We start from the raw sequence: 15631 nt of genomic DNA on the forward strand, positions 1-15631 counted from the left end.
GTGCCCTCGGAACGGGGGAAGAACTCGTACCAGGAACCGAACAGGGCCCGCTCCCGCTCCACCAGCAACGGCAGCGGGTCCGAGGCGGTGACCAGGTCCCGCAACGGATACCGCCCCAACACCCCGTCCACCTCGGGCGTCAACGCGGCCGCCAGCCGCCAGGCGGCCGGACGGTTCTCGTCCCGCAGCGCCTCGACGGCCGCGAGGATCACCGACCGCCCCTCGCTCTCGGGGATCTCGGCGGCCGCACGTTCGTACAGCCGCGCGCCCTCCTCCAGAACCAGTTCCGTGTCCATCCCGGCCGGGATCTTGATCTGGGCTTGGTGCCGCCAGGTGGCCACCGGATCGCCCCAGGCCTCGACCCGGTAGGTCCAGTGGCCCGGCTCACCGGCGGTGACCATGGCGCCCCAGCGGTCGGTGCCCGGGGCGAGTTCGCGCATCGGCGTCCAGGGGCCGGGGCGGCCGTCCGGGTCGGTGAGTACGGCATTGGCGGCGACGGCGTCATGTCCCTCGCGGAACAGGGTCGCCGAGATCTCGAAGGTCTCGCCGGTGACGGCCTTCGCGGGCCTGCGCCCGTGCTGGACGACCGGGCGGACGTCGAGTACGGGTATGCGCCCGACACCACGCGCCGGATCGTTCGCGGAGGGTCGCTCCGGAGCCGGTGGTCCGGGGTCGGCGGTGACGGTGCGGGGGGCTGGGGGTGCTTCGGTGCGCGACGTCGGGGGTGAGGACGACTGGTGGTGCATGGCGGGCATGACCGCTCCTGTCCGCGTCATCTTGGGTGGGCGGATGGCTGTGGGGAGGTGGGTCCTGCGTGGTTCGTTCCGGCGCGCGCCCGGGGGCGCACGGGTGGGGTTACCGCTGGAGCCTTCCCACCCTATTCGGGTACGCAATCCGGCACTTTGTTAACTACTCACGCGTATGTCTACACACAAGACCGGCCCCGTTCCTCAAGAACGGGGCCGGTGCCGGTAATTCGGCGTGAAGAGGCCGCTATGAGCCCGGTACCTGCAGGAGTTTGTTCGGCGAGCCGAGCCCCCGCCCGGAGACCTTGCCGGTGGCAGCCTGTCCCACCAGCGCCTTGGACACCTGTGCGGGTTTCGCCTTGGGATGGTCGGCCAGATAGAGCGCGGCCACCCCCGCCGTGTGCGGCGCCGCCATCGACGTACCGGAGTAGGTCGCCTTGCCGGTGTCATTTGCGTATGACGCGGAAGTGATGGAGGCGCCCGGCGCGAATACGTCCAGAGCCGAACCGAAGTTGGAGAAGCTCGCCCGCGCGTCCTTTCTGTCGGTGGCGCCCACGGTGATGGCCTCCCGCACGGACGCGGGGGAGTACAGGCCGGCCGGCAGTCCGTCGTTGCCGGCCGCGACCGTGTAGGTGACGCCGGACGCGATGGAGTTGCGTACGGCGGCGTCCAGTTGCGTGTTGCGGGCGCCGCCGAGGCTGACGTTGGCGACGGCCGGCTTCCTGGCGTGCCTGGTCACCCAGTCGATACCGGCGATGACGTCGGCCGTGCTGCCGCCGCCGGCGTTGTCGAGGACCCGCACGGAGACGACCTTGGCCTTCTTCGCGACGCCGTACTGCTTGCCCGCGATGGTGCCGGCGACGTGGGTGCCGTGGCCGTTGCCGTCGCCCGCGGTCCGGTCGTCGTCGACGAAGTCCCATCCGTGGCTCGCGCGGCCGCCGAACTCCTTGTGCGAGACGCGGATGCCGGTGTCGATCACGTACACCGTCACTTTGCCGCCCGCCGACTCCGGCCAGGTGTAGCTCCTGTCCAGCGGCAGGTTCCGCTGGTCTATGCGGTCCAGCCCCCAGGACGGCGGGTTCTTCTGGGTGTGCTCCAGGGTCACCCGGGTGTCCTGGACGACCGACGCGACCCGGGAGTCCGCCGCGAGCCGCCTGGCCTGTCTCTCGTCGGCCCGGACGGCGTAGCCGTTGAGGACCGTGCCGTAGGTATGGCTTATTATCGCCCCGTACTTCTCGGCGAGGCTCTTTCCGGCCGCCGACGGTGCTTTCGTTCCCCCCTTGAGCGTCACCAGGTAACTGCCACTGACGGAGCCGGGGTCCCCGGCGCCGAGTATCTGTCCCTCCGGTGCGGCGTGCGCGGGCATGGTGGTGGCCGAAAGTGCGACGACACAGGTCACCGCGGTCAGACCACCGGCCCGGCGCAGACGCCGTGTGCGCGTCCGTGCCATGGTGTGAGTTCCCCTCCTCAACTCGGCGCAATACGGCCCTGGAACACGGGGTGCACCCCGCTCGGGCCGGTGCGCCACCAGTCAGCCTCTCGTGGTGTGAGAAGTCGCCACAAGGAGGCCTACGGGGGCGGAATCGGCCATACCGGGCATGGGGGATCCGCAAAGGGTTGCGGCGTTTTCCGGACGGACGTGCTCTGGTCCTCGCGCTTGACACTCACAAAACGCACGGTGGTTGCGAACCCCCGCATACCGATACTGTCGGTGGCGATGACGGGACCCACACCGCCGTGTGTCCCCTGCCACGCGCTGCCCGAGGTGGAATGTGAAGGCGATCCGTCGATTCACCGTCCGTCCAGTGCTCCCCGAACCCCTCCGGCCCCTGAGCGATCTGGCGCGCAACCTGCGCTGGTCCTGGCATGCGGAGACCCGCGATCTCTTCCAGTCCGTCGACCCCGAGTGCTGGGCCGCCTCGGGCAACGACCCCGTACGGCTGCTGGGCAGCGTGTCCCCCGGGCGGCTCGCGGAGCTGACCGAGGACAGCCGCTTCCTGGCCCGGCTGGCCGCGGTCGCCGGTGACCTGAACGACTACGTCACGGGCGAGCGCTGGTACCAGGAGCAGTCCGCCGAACTGCCCACCGCCGTCGCCTACTTCTCACCCGAGTTCGGCATCACGGCCGCCCTGCCCCAGTACTCCGGCGGCCTCGGCATCCTCGCCGGCGACCACCTCAAGGCGGCCAGCGACCTCGGCGTACCCCTCATCGGGGTCGGCCTGCTGTACCGGCACGGCTACTTCCGGCAGACCCTCTCCCGCGACGGCTGGCAGCAGGAGCACTACCCGGTCCTGGACCCCAACGAGCTGCCGGTCGCGCTCCTGAAGGAACCCGACGGCACGCCCGCCCAGGTCTCCATCACCCTGCCCGGCGGCAGGCAGCTGCACGCCCGCGTCTGGCTCGCCCAGGTCGGCCGCGTCCCGCTGCTGATGCTCGACTCGGACGTCGAGGAGAACGACCTCGGCGAACGCGGCGTGACCGACCGGCTCTACGGCGGCGGCAGCGAGCACCGGCTGCTGCAGGAGATGCTGCTGGGCATAGGGGGAGTGCGGGCGGTCCGGACGTACTGCCGTCTGACCGGCCACCCCGAACCCGAGGTCTTCCACACCAACGAGGGGCACGCCGGCTTCCTCGGCCTGGAACGCATCGCCGAACTCTGCGCCGCGGGCATGGACTTCGACCCTGCGCTGGAAGCCGTGCGCGCCGGCACGGTCTTCACCACCCACACGCCGGTCCCGGCCGGCATCGACCGCTTCGACCGTGAGCTGGTCGCCCACCACTTCGGTCCCGACGCCGAGCTCCCGGGCATCGAGGTCGGGCGGATCCTCCAGCTCGGTATGGAGACCTACCCGGGCGGCGAGCCCAATCTGTTCAACATGGCGGTGATGGGCCTGCGCCTGGGCCAGCGCGCGAACGGCGTCTCGCTGCTGCACGGCAATGTCAGCCGGGAGATGTTCTCGGGCCTGTGGCCGGGCTTCGACCCCGACGAGGTGCCGATCACCTCCGTGACCAACGGCGTCCATGCCCCGACCTGGGTCGCCCCCGAGGTCTTCCGCCTCGGCGCCCGCCAGATCGGCGCCCAGCGCACCGAGGACGCCATGACCGTCGGCGGCTCGGACCGCTGGGACGCGGTCGCGGAGATCCCCGACCAGGAGGTCTGGGAGCTGCGCCGCAACCTGCGTGAGCAGCTGGTGACGGAGGTACGGGACCGCCTGCGCACCTCCTGGCGGCAACGCGGCGCCGGGACCGCAGAGCTTGGCTGGATCGACGGCGTACTCGACCCCGACGTCCTGACGATCGGATTCGCGCGGCGGGTCCCGTCGTACAAGCGGCTGACGCTGATGCTGAGGGACCGCGACCGGCTGATGGACCTGCTGCTGCACCCGGAGCGGCCCATCCAGATCGTGGTGGCGGGCAAGGCACACCCGGCGGACGACGGCGGCAAGCGCCTGGTCCAGGAGCTGGTGAGGTTCGCCGACGACCCGCGGGTCAGGCATCGGATCGTCTTCCTCCCGGACTACGGCATGGCGATGGCCCAGAAGCTCTACCCGGGCTGCGACATCTGGCTCAACAACCCGCTGCGCCCCCTGGAGGCCTGCGGCACCTCCGGCATGAAGGCGGCACTGAATGGCTGCCTCAACCTCTCCGTCCTGGACGGCTGGTGGGACGAGTGGTTCCAGCCCGACTTCGGCTGGGCCGTCCCCACGGCGGACGGCACCGGCACGGACCCGGACCACCGGGACGACATAGAGGCGGCGGCGCTGTACGACCTGCTGGAGCAGCGGGTGACCCCGCGCTTCTACGACCAGGGCCGGGGCGGCCTGCCGGACCGCTGGATCGAGATGGTCCGCCAGACCCTGACCCTGCTCGGCCCGAAGGTCCTGGCCGGCAGGATGGTCCGCGAGTACGTGGAGCGCCTCTACACCCCGGCCGCGCACGCCCACCGCGCGATGACGCAGGACGCGGCGCGTGAGCTCGCGGGCTGGAAGGCGCGGGTGCGTGCGGCCTGGCACGGCGTCACGGTCGACCACGTGGAGACGTCGGCGGCGACCCCCACCGCGGAACTCGGCTCGACGCTCAGCCTCCGGGTCCGCGTCGGCCTCGGCGACCTCGGGCCGGAGGACGTCGAGGTGCAGGCCGTCTCGGGCCGCGTCGACTCGCAGGACCGCATCGCGGACGCCTCGACCGTCCCGCTGAAGCCGACGGGGAGCCCGGACCCGGAGGGCCGCTGGGTGTACGAGGGCCCGCTGTCCCTGGACCGGACGGGGCCGTACGGCTACACCGTCCGGATCCTGCCGGCGCATCGGCTGCTGGCGTCGAGTGCGGAGCTGGGGTTGGTGGCGGTGCCTTCCGAGGATGTGGGGGAGGGGGCGGGGGTCCTGCTGCGGTGACGTCGTCGAGGGGGGCTGCGGTGTCCCTCAGTCCCCCTCGGCCTCGCACAGCTGCCGCAGCACATTGCCGCACCGTCGCGCGTACGCGTGCTGCAACCCTCGCGTCGCAGGTCCCCCCGCCCGGGCGTACCACTTGGCCGCGCGGCTGAAGGCCTGCACGGTCAGCCACACCGTCCCGTCCCCGGTGCGGTCCACGAGGAAGGCCTCCTCGCCGCATTCGGGATGACCGGAAAGCGTGCCGTAGGCCCAGCCCACCCGGCGGTACTCCTCCGCCGTCCAGACCACCCGGCACGGTGCCTTGATCAGCCCGGCCAGGGTGACCGTCACGTCGACCTCGGGAGCAGCGCGGTCGGCCGACGCTTCTATGCCGACGCCCATCGAGCGGTGCATCTCCCAGGTCATGACCGCTTCGGAGGCTCGGCGGAAGACCTCCTCGCCCTCGCCTATGCGGGTGCGCACGTGCAGGGGGTGGAAGCCGGGCGGGCAGAAGCCGTTCTTCCGGGTCGCGCCGACGTCGTCGTACGTGAAGGACATGGGCCCAAGCGTAGGGCGGCACCCGGGGATGCCTTCCTCCCGGGTGCCGCCCCCGCAACCACGTGTGCGTCAGCTGACGTTGATGGCCGACCAGGCGGCCGCCACCGTCTTGTACTCCGTGCTGGTGGAGCCGTACAGGGCGGACGCCGCGCTCAGGGTCGCCGTGCGGGCGGCCTTGTAGTTCGTCGTCGACGTCATGTACTCGGTCAGGGCCTTGTACCAGATCGCGGCGGCCTTGGCGCGGCCGATGCCCGTGACCGTCGAGCCGTTGGACGTCGGGGAGTTGTAGCTCACCCCGTTGATCGTCTTCGCGCCGCTGCCCTCCGACAGGAGGTAGAAGAAGTGGTTCGCGGGGCCCGAGGAGTAGTGCACGTCCAGGCCGCCCAGCGAGGACGACCAGCTGTCCTTGGACGCGCCGTCCTTGCTCGGCTTGTCCATGTAGCGCAGCGGGGTGCCGTCGCCGTTGATGTCGATCTCCTCGCCGATGAGGTAGTCACCGACGTCGGCGGAGTTGTTGGCGAAGAACTCGACCGCCGTGCCGAAGATGTCGGAGGTGGCCTCGTTCAGACCGCCCGACTCGCCGCTGTAGTTCAGGCCCGCGGTGTTGGAGGTGACGCCGTGGGTCATCTCGTGGCCGGCCACGTCCAGCGACGTCAGCGGGTTGGTGTTGCCCTCGCCGTCGCCGTACGTCATGCAGAAGCAGCTGTCGTCCCAGAACGCGTTGACGTACGCGTTGCCGTAGTGGACGCGCGAGTATGCGGCCTTGCCGTCGTTCTTGATGCCGCTGCGGCCGAAGGTCTCCTTGTAGAAGTCCCAGGTCTCCTGCGCGCCGTAGGCCGCGTCGACGGCGGCGGTCTGGTCGGTGGAGGAGCTGGAGGCCGTGCCGGTGCCCCACGTGTCGTCCGCGTCGGTGAACAGCGTTCCGGCGGAGGAACTGGTGCTGCGGGCCTTGTTGTACGTCTTGTGGCCGCCGCGCGTGGTGTCGTAGAGCTGGTACGTCGAGCCCGACTTGGTCGTGCCGAGCGTGACCGTGCCCGAGTACAGGCTCTTGCCGCTGCCGGTCTCGATGCCCTGGTACTCGAACAGCTTCTTGCCGGTGGCGGCGTCGGTGATGACGTGCAGCTCGTTCGGGGTGCCGTCGTGCTGGAGGCCGCCGACGACCGTCTCGTAGGCGAGGGTCGGCTTGCCGTTCGCGGCCCAGATCACCTTGCGGGGCGCCTGGTCGGCCGCGGTCTTCTCCGAGCCGGCCGCCTCGGCCAGCTTCACGGCCTGGCTCTCGGCCTTGTCCGCGGTGACCGCCGGCTTGAGCGAGGCGACCTTGATGGTGGCCTTCGTCGCCTTGGTCACGCCCTTTCTCGCGCCGGACGCCGACTCGTGGACGACCAGGTCGCCGCCGAGGACCGGCAGGCCCGCGTAGGTGCGCTCGTAGCGGGTGTGGACCGAGCCGTCGGCGTCCTTGACGACGTCCTTGACGACCAGCTTCTCCTGGGCGCCGAGGCCTATCTCGTCGGCGGTGTCGGCCGCCTCGGCCTGCTGGTCCTTGATGAGGGTGGTGCGGGCCGCGGGGGCGAGCGCGACCGGTACGGCGAGCGGGGCGGCCTTGGCGCCGGTCCCCGCGGGGGCCGCTGCGGCCGAACCACCGGTGGTCAGCGCGGTGGTGAGGAGGGCCCCGGCGGCCACGGTGGTGGCGATGGCCAGGGTCGTGCGCTTGCGACGCGCGTAGAGGGGGGTCACACGAGCTCCTTTTGTGGGGGAGGTGCATTGGTGCTGGTGCGGCGGGTGGGGGAAGCGTGACACCTCGGGCGCGTACATGTCAGGAGTGATCGGTGATGTTGGCCAAGTTTTGACTGTTGGGTGAATGTTTCAGAAACGTGAACGGGCGCCGTCCCGGCGGGAGTTGAACCCACCGAGACGACGCCCTGTCCTGGGCAGGCCGTCAACGGGCCTACGGGAAGGTGAGCTTCCAGCTGTTGATGTAACCGGTGTCGATGGCCGCGTTGTCCTGGACACGCAACTGCCAGACGCCGTTGGCGACCTCGGAGGACGCGTTCACGGTGTACGTGGCGTTGAGGTTGTCCGCGCTGCCGCCGGTGCCGTAGCCCTTCAGCGCGTACGCCGTGCCGTCGGGGGCGACCAGATCCACCTTGAGGTCACCGATGTAGGTGTGGACGATGTCCACGGCGACCTGGAGGTTGGACGGGGCGTTGCCGGTCCGCCCGGAGACGGTGATCGGTGACGTGACCGCCGCGCCGCGGTCCGGGATCGCCACGTCGGTTCCGCTCTCGAAGGACGTGCCGCCGCCACCACCGGGGCGGGAGCCGACGTTGATGCCCGCCCACGCGTCCTGGACCGCCTTGTACTCGGCGCCGTCGGTGCCGTAGAGCTCACCGGTGGCCGCGAGGGTGCCGGTGCGGGCGCCCGCGTAGTTGGTCGTGGACGTGAACTTCGTGGTGAGCGCGCGGAACCAGATCTTCTCCGCCTTGTCCCGGCCGATGCCGGTGACCGGAAGGCCGTCCGACGTGGCCGAGTTGTACGTGACACCGTTGATGGTCTTGGTGCCGCTGCCCTCGCTCAGCAGGTAGAAGAAGTGGTTGGCGGGGCCCGACGAGTAGTGCACGTCGATCGAGCCGATGCCCGAGTACCAGCTGTCCTTGGACGCGCCGTCCTTGCTCGGCTTGTCCATGTAGCGCAGCGGGGTGCCGTCGCCGTTGATGTTGATCTCCTCGCCGATGAGGTAGTCACCCACGTCGGAGGAGTTGTTGGCGAAGAACTCGACGGTCGAACCGAAGATGTCGGAGGTGGCCTCGTTCAGGCCGCCGGACTCGCCGCTGTAGATGAGGCCGGCCGTGTTCGAGGTGAGCCCGTGGGTCATCTCGTGCGCGGCCACGTCGATCGACGTCAGCGGGTTGGCGTTGCCCGAGCCGTCGCCGTACGTCATGCAGAAGCAGCTGTCGGACCAGAACGCGTTGACGTAGTTGTTGCCGTAGTGGACCCGGGAGTACGCGCCCACACCGTCGCCGCGGATGCCGCTGCGCCCGTGCACGTTCTTGTAGTAGTCCCAGGTCAGCGCGGCACCGTAGTGCGCGTCAGCGCCGGCCGACTCCAGGTTGGACGGGCTGCCGTTGCCCCAGACGTCGTCGGGACCGGAGAACAGGGTGCCGGTGCCGGAGGTGCCGCGGTTGAGGTTGTACGTCTTGTGCCCGCCGCGCGCGCCGTCCGTGAGGTTGTACGTCGACCCGGACTGAGTGGTGGTCAGGTCGACCGAGCCGCTGTAGACCGTGTTGCCGGTCCCGGTCTCGATGGCCTCCCACTCGTACAGCTTCGCGCCGGTGGTGGCGTCGGTGACGACGTGCAGTTCCTGCGGGGTGCCGTCGTGCTGGAAGCCGCCGACGACCGTCTCGTACGCCACGGTCGGCTTGCCGTTCGCGGCCCAGATCACCTTGCGGGGCGCCTTGTTGACGTCCGGGCTCTTGGCCTTCTCCGCCTTCGCGGCGGCCAGTGCCTGCTTCTCCGCCTTGGCGGCGGGAACGGCGGCGGTCGTGGTGGCCGGCTTGATGGCGGCCCGGGTCGCCTTGACGACGGCCTCGGTCGCGCCCGACTTCGCCGTCTCGACGACGAGGTCGCCGCCGAGGACGGGCAGGCCGTCGTACGTCCGCTCGTAGCGGGTGTGGACCGTGCCGTTGCCGTCCTTGAGGACGTCACGGACGACCAGCTTCTCCTTGGCGCCGAGGCCCAGGTCCTTCGCGGTGTCCGCCTTGCCGGCGTTGGCCTCGCGTATCAGCTCGGCGCGCTGTGCGGGGGACAGCTTGACCGACTCGGCGCCCGGTATGACCTTGCCCGCGGCCGACGGTGCCTTCTCCGGGGCGGCGGTGGCGGCGCCCGACTGGACGGCCGCCGCGATCAGGGCGGAGACGCCGACGAGGGCGACGGCGGCGGCGCGGCGGTGCGTGGTGTGACGCGTCGTGTGGGAGGTGCGTCTGTGGGAGGAACTGTCTCTCAACACTGACTCCTTCTGCGCGGCCGCGGATCACGCGGCCAGGGGAGACCGGCCGGCGGGTGGGCCGTCCGGGCAGAGCAAGTGGTACGCAGAACGACGTGCGCGTGCGGGAGCTCGGCCGCGGGCACCGCAGTGTGACGGTGTTGTGGGGTTGCTGTGTCGCGGCCGTGGGAAGAGTGGCAGGTGGTTGCGGTTTCTGTCAGGACCGCGTCAGAAACTTGGCCGGAAATCGTTCGTTGTCCGGGAGTTCACGTTCGATAAACGGAGCAGTCGCATCAATCGTCGAAGCGCGCGAGATCGCGCAGCCACGCAGCCGCGTTGCCGTCCGACGGCGCCCGCCAGTCGCCGCGCGGGGACAGCGAACCGCCGGCCGAGACCTTCGGCCCGTTCGGCATCGCCGAGCGCTTGAACTGTGCGAACGCGAAGAAGCGACGGCAGAAGACCTCCAGCCAGCGCCTGATCTCCGCCAGGTCGTACGCCACCCGCTTCGCCTCGGGGAAGCCCGGCGGCCACGCGCCGGCGTCCGGGTCGTGCCAGGCGTGCCAGGCCAGGAAGGCGATCTTCGACGGCCTGAAGCCGTACCGCAGCACCTGGAAGAGCGTGAAGTCGTGCAGTGCGTACGGGCCGATCTTCGACTCGGTGGACTGCATCTCCTCGCCCGGCACCAGCTCCGGGCTGATCTCCGTGTCCAGGATCGCGGCCAGCGTCCGGCCGGTCTCCTCGTCGAACTGGCCGCTGGTGATGACCCAGCGGATCAGATGCTGGATCAGCGTCTTCGGCACCCCGCCGTTGACGTTGTAGTGGCTCATCTGGTCGCCCACGCCGTACGTGGACCAGCCCAGCGCCAGCTCCGACAGGTCACCGGTGCCGAGCACGATGCCGCCGCGCTGGTTGGCGAGCCGGAACAGGTAGTCGGTGCGCAGGCCGGCCTGCACATTCTCGAAGGTGACGTCGTACACCGGCTCGCCGGACGCGAACGGGTGGCCCATCTCCTGAAGCATCAGCCGCGCCGTCGGCGTGATGTCCAGCTCGGCCGCGGTGACGCCGAGCGAGTTCATCAGCTTGTGGGCGTTGCCCTTGGTGTGGTCGCTGGTCGCGAAGCCCGGCAGGGTGAACGCCAGGATGTCGCTGCGCGGGCGGCCCGCGCGGTCCATCGCCCGGGCGGCGACGATCAGCGCGTGCGTGGAGTCCAGCCCGCCGGACACCCCGATGACCACCTTCGGGCCGCCGATCGCGCCCAGCCGCTGCTGGAGGCCCGCCACCTGGATGTTGTACGCCTCGTAGCAGTCCAGGGCGAGGCGCTCGGCGTCGGCCGGCACGAACGGGAAACGCTCGACCCGGCGCTTGAGGCCCAGGTCCGCCGTCGGCGGGTCGAGCCGGAAGTCCACCCGCCGGAAGTCACCCGTGCGCCCGGCGTGCGTGCGCCGGTTGTCGTCGAACGTGCCCGTCCGCTGCCGCTCCTGCCGCAGCAGGTCGAGGTCGACGTCGGCGACCGCGTACTGCTCGTCGAGCGAGAACCGGTCCGTCTCCGCCAGCAGGGTGCCGTTCTCGTAGATCATGGTCTGCCCGTCCCAGGACAGGTCGGTGGTCGACTCACCCAGACCGGCCGCCGAGTACACGTACGCCGCGAGACAGCGCGAGGACGCCGAGCGGCACAGCAGCCGCCGGTCCTCCGCCCGCCCGACCGTGATCGGGCTGCCCGAGAGGTTGGCCAGCACCGTCGCGCCGGCCAGGGCGGCCTCCGCACTCGGCGGCACCGGCACCCACATGTCCTCGCAGATCTCCGCGTGCAGCACGAGACCGGGGACGTCCCGCGCCTCGAAGAGCAGGTCCACGCCGAACGGCACCTCGGCGCCACCGACCCGGATCGTCCCGCCGCGCTCGTCGTCGCCGGACGCGATCTGCCGCTGCTCGTAGAACTCCCGGTAGTTCGGCGGGTACGACTTGGGTGCGACGCCGAGGATCCGGCCGCGGTGCACGATCACCGCGCAGTTGTAGATCCGGTGGCGGTGGCGCAGCGGGGCGCCCACGACCAGCACCGGAAGCAGGTCCGCCGACCCGGCCACGACCGACTGGAGCGCCTGCTCCACCTCGTCGAGCACCGCGTCCTGGAGCAGCAGGTCCTCGATCGAGTACCCGGTCAGGCCCAGCTCGGGGAAGACGGCGACGGCGACGCCCTCCTGCGCGCACCGGCGCGCCTGCCGCAGAACCGCTTCCGCGTTGGCGTGCGGGTCGGCGATGACGGTGTGACCGGTGCACGCGGCCACGCGCGCGAAGCCGTGCTGGTAGAGCGACCAGAAGTTCAACGGACTTCCCCAGGAGAAGCGGACAGTGCTGGCATCGAGCATAGATCGCCTGATCAGGCCTCCGCCGTTCCGGGCGAGGCGGGCCGCTCCCCGTGCCAGGACCGCCACAGCGCCGCATACGCCCCGTCCGCCCCGACGAGCTCGTCGTGGGTGCCGAGCTCGGTGAGGCGGCCGTTCTCCATGACGGCCACGCGGTCCGCGTCGTGCGCGGTGTGCAGACGGTGGGCGATGGCGATGACGGTACGGCCCTGCAGTACGGCGGCCAGGGCGCGCTCGGTGTGCCGGGCGGTCGTCGGGTCGAGCAGGGCCGTCGCCTCGTCGAGGATCAGGGTGTGCGGGTCGGCCAGCACCACGCGCGCGAGGGCCAGCTGCTGGGCCTGCGAGCCGTCCGTGCCGTGGCCGCCGTCGCCCAGCGCCGTGTCGAGGCCGTCGGGCAGCCGCTCCACCCACGTGTCGGCGCCGACCGCCGTGAGCGCGGCCCACACCTCCTCGTCCGTGGCGGACGGCTCGGCGATACGGAGGTTGTCGCGGACCGTGCCGAGGAAGACGTGGTGCTCCTGGGTGACCAGGACGACCTGACGGCGCAGCTGCTCCGGGCCGAGCGCGACGACCGGGACGCCGCCGACCGTCACCGAGCCGGCGGTCGGCGCGTCGACACCGGCGAGCAGCCGGCTCAGGGTCGTCTTGCCGGCACCGGACGGGCCGACCACCGCCAGCCGTTCCCCCGGCCGTACGGTCAGGTCGACGTCGCTGAGGACCTCGCCGCCGCGGTCGTAGGCGTAGCGCACGCCGGTCACGTCGATGCGGTCGTCCGTGGGGGTGGGGGAGTCGGTGTCGGTGGCCTGCGGCGCGCGGGCCAGGCCCTCCACGCGGGCGAACGAGGCGCCGCCGCTCTGGAGTTGCTCGACCCGCATCAGGATCTCGTCCAGCGGGCCGACCATCTGCTGCAGATAGAGCGCCGCCGCGACCACCGTGCCCAGGCTGATCGTGCCCCGCGCGTGCAGTGCCCCGCCGACGAGCAGGACGGTCGCCACGGGGACGAGATAGGCGATCTCGACCGAGGGGAAGAACACCGTGCGCAGGAACAGGGTGTGCAGGCGGGTCCGCCGGGACTCCTCCAGCGCGTCCCGGCTCGCCGTCACCCGCTGCCGCTCCAGGCGCAGCGCCTCCACCGTACGGGCGCCGGACGCGGTCGCCGCGAGGATCTCGGCGACGTCCGAGGTGGCCGCACCCTCGGCGAGGTAGCCGGTGCGGGCGCGGCGCAGATACCAGCGCAGCACCGGCCACAGGCCCCCCAGGCCGAGCAGACCGCAGGCGCCGAGCAGGGGATCCAGCGCGACCACCGCGCCCAGCAGGAACAGGACCTGTACGGAGTTGATGAGCAGCTCGGGCCCGACGTCGCGCAGCGTGGTGCCGACGGCCGCCACGTCTGCGGTGCCGCGCGCCGTCAGATCGCCGCTGCCGGCTCGCTCCACGACCGACGCGGGCAGCGCGAGTGTGCGGTTCACGAACTCCTCGCGGACACGGGCGAGGGTGCGTTCGCCGAAGCGGTGGCCCACGTAGCGGGCCCAGCGGGCCAGCAACAGCTGGGCTGTTGCCGCTATCAGGATGGCCAGGGCGAGTTTGTCCACGGTCGTGACGCCTGCGCCGCGTCTGACTTCGTCGATGATGCGGCCCACCAGCCAGGGGCTGGCCAAGCCGGCGATTGCGGCGAGGGAGTTCAGGGCGAGTACGACGGTGAAGGAGCGGGTGTCGGCTCGGACCAGGCGGATTGTGGCTCGGCGGACGTCTCGGGGCTCGGCGACGGGGAGGGCTGGGCGGCTACGAGCTCGGGACTTGGGTGTGTTCGCCGAGTGCGGGTGCTTTGTGGCTTGTCGCGCAGTTCCCCGCGCCCCTGAGGGGCGTTTGGCTTCCGTCACTTGGCAAGCTCCTCGGCGTTCTCGTCCCGGGCCACCAGGGCTCTGTATCCCGGCTCTCCGTCCAGCAGTTCTCGGTGGGTGCCCGTTGCGGCCACCTTGCCGTCGACCACGTAGTGGACCGTGTCCGCTCGGGCCAGGACCAAGGGGGACGTCGTCGTCACAAGCGTCGTACGGCCCCGTCTCGTCGTGTACAGGCGTTCGGCGACCCGTGCCTCCGTGTGGGCGTCCAGTGCAGACGTCGGTTCCACCGCCAGCAGCACCTCCGGGTCCGCCAGCAGTGTGCGGACCAGGCGGACGCGCTGGCGTTGGCCGCCGGAGAGGTTGCGGCCGTGGGCGTCGATAGGGGTGTCGAGGCCGTCGGGGAGGCCGCGGACGATGTCCTCGGCGACCGCCGTGTGCACCGCTCGCGTGATCGCCCGCTCGTCCCGGTCCGCGGACCCGGATGCCACCAGCTCGCGCAGCGTGCCCGCGAACAGGTCGGCCTCGTGGTCGGCGACCAGGATGCGCTCCCGGACCTGCGGTAACGCGATGTCGCTCAGGGGCACTTCGCCCCAGGTCGCCGCCGACGGGAGGTAGCGGCCGAGGCGGTCGACGACGGCTGTGGCGTCGGCGGGCAGCGCGGCGGCCAGTGCGGTGAGCCGGCCCGGTGGCACCCGCACCCCGGACTCGGGGTCGTGCAGTGCCGCCGGTTCCGCGGGCGCGTCCCGCGTGCCGGTGTCCGCCATCGGCTCCAGCCGCAGGAACCGTACGACCCGCCGCGCCGCCACCACGCCACGGCTGACCTGGTAACCGCACTCGATGAAGAACGCCACCGGCCCCACCAGCACCGCGACATACCCGTACACCGCCACCAACTCGCCCACGGTGATGCCGCCCTGGGCGGCCAGCCGCGCCGCCAGCCAGGTCACAACCGCCAGGAACAGCGTGGGCAGCCCCACGCCGAGCGCCTGCACCCAGCTGGTCACCGCCCCGACCCGGTAGCCCTGCGCCCGCAGCCGCTGCGAGTCACGGTGGAAGGCGTCGGCGACCAGGCCCTTGCCGCCGAGGCCGTTGAGGACACGCAGGCCGCCCGCGAGATCGGCGATCCGTGCGGTCAGGACACCCTGCCGCTCCCGGTACTCCGTCTCCGTGCCCTGCAACCGCCCCAGCAGCGGCCCGACGAGCACGCCGACCAGCGGCATCCCGAGCAGCACCACGACGGCGATCGGCACCGACACCGACACCAGCAGACCGGCGACCGCCAGATAGGCGACGACGGCACCGACGCCCGGGCCCACGACGGTCAGGGACTGGCTGATGGTCTGGACGTCGCCCACGCCGATCGTGACGACCTCCCCGGCCCCGATCCGGCGTGGCAGCGTGGCACCCAGTCGTACCGCGTGGCCGATCAGCACCTTGACCGTGCGGAAGTTGCTGTCCATCCGCACCCGCGTCATCGTGCGGTGCCGCATGATGCTCAGCCAGGCGTTGAACGCCCCCACCGCGACCAGCGCACCCGTCCACCCCGCCAACGCGCCGTAATCCCCGGGCGCCAGCCCGTCGTCGACGGCACGGGACATCAGGTACGGGGTCGCCGCCAGCAGCACCATCCACACGCTGGAGATCAGCGCCCCCATGGCCGACCGCATGGGCTGGCGCATGACGAGCCACCACAGATAGCGCCATCCGCCACGACAGTCGGGTGTCCCCGGATCCTCGTACGCGTCGATCATCTTTCCCCGTGCCCCGTTCGTCGTTC

General features: G+C 71.1%; 9 protein-coding genes. 1 reads left to right on the forward strand and 8 read right to left on the reverse strand.

Annotated elements, in window-relative coordinates:
* A partial coding sequence (locus ACWGDB_RS23570) for a maltotransferase domain-containing protein (RefSeq protein ID WP_453824209.1) occupies positions 1 to 755 on the reverse strand: 755 nt, incomplete at its 3' end.
* A 238-nt stretch (positions 756 to 993) separates the two neighbouring features.
* The gene (locus tag ACWGDB_RS23575; RefSeq protein WP_453824210.1) at positions 994 to 2196 is read right to left on the reverse strand and encodes a S8 family peptidase; all 1203 of its coding nucleotides are present in this window, start codon (positions 2194 to 2196) and stop codon (positions 994 to 996) included.
* Between the two features lie 322 nt (positions 2197 to 2518).
* On the opposite strand from ACWGDB_RS23575, the gene ACWGDB_RS23580 reads away from it, so the two are divergent.
* Positions 2519 to 5137, forward strand: a complete 2619-nt coding sequence (locus tag ACWGDB_RS23580; RefSeq protein ID WP_453824211.1) for a glycosyltransferase family 1 protein — start codon at positions 2519 to 2521, stop codon at positions 5135 to 5137.
* Between the two features lie 27 nt (positions 5138 to 5164).
* Here the strand turns inward: ACWGDB_RS23580 and ACWGDB_RS23585 are convergent, their stop codons facing one another.
* The 6 genes from ACWGDB_RS23585 to ACWGDB_RS23610 all read right to left on the reverse strand — a co-directional run bounded on the left by ACWGDB_RS23585 (position 5165) and on the right by ACWGDB_RS23610 (position 15605).
* Entirely contained in the window at positions 5165 to 5671 is a 507-nt protein-coding gene (locus ACWGDB_RS23585; RefSeq protein WP_453824212.1) for a DUF1990 family protein, read from the reverse strand.
* A gap of 69 nt (positions 5672 to 5740) precedes the next feature.
* Positions 5741 to 7405 (reverse strand): M4 family metallopeptidase, encoded by a 1665-nt coding sequence (locus tag ACWGDB_RS23590; protein WP_453824213.1) that lies wholly within the window; start codon positions 7403 to 7405, stop codon positions 5741 to 5743.
* A 211-nt stretch (positions 7406 to 7616) separates the two neighbouring features.
* Positions 7617 to 9671 carry a M4 family metallopeptidase gene (locus tag ACWGDB_RS23595; protein ID WP_453824214.1) on the reverse strand — a complete coding sequence of 685 codons (2055 nt, stop codon included), beginning with the start codon at positions 9669 to 9671 and terminating at the stop codon, positions 7617 to 7619.
* Positions 9672 to 9943: 272 nt separating this feature from the next.
* The gene (locus tag ACWGDB_RS23600) at positions 9944 to 11974 is read right to left on the reverse strand and encodes an NAD(+) synthase (protein ID WP_453824215.1); all 2031 of its coding nucleotides are present in this window, start codon (positions 11972 to 11974) and stop codon (positions 9944 to 9946) included.
* Positions 11975 to 12027: 53 nt separating this feature from the next.
* The gene (locus ACWGDB_RS23605; RefSeq protein ID WP_453824302.1) at positions 12028 to 13746 is read right to left on the reverse strand and encodes an ABC transporter ATP-binding protein; all 1719 of its coding nucleotides are present in this window, start codon (positions 13744 to 13746) and stop codon (positions 12028 to 12030) included.
* A 143-nt stretch (positions 13747 to 13889) separates the two neighbouring features.
* Positions 13890 to 15605, reverse strand: coding sequence for an ABC transporter ATP-binding protein (locus tag ACWGDB_RS23610; protein WP_453824216.1), 1716 nt, complete (start codon positions 15603 to 15605; stop codon positions 13890 to 13892).
* Positions 15606 to 15631 lie beyond the last annotated feature (26 nt).

Source organism: Streptomyces sp. NPDC055013 (assembly GCF_053608645.1).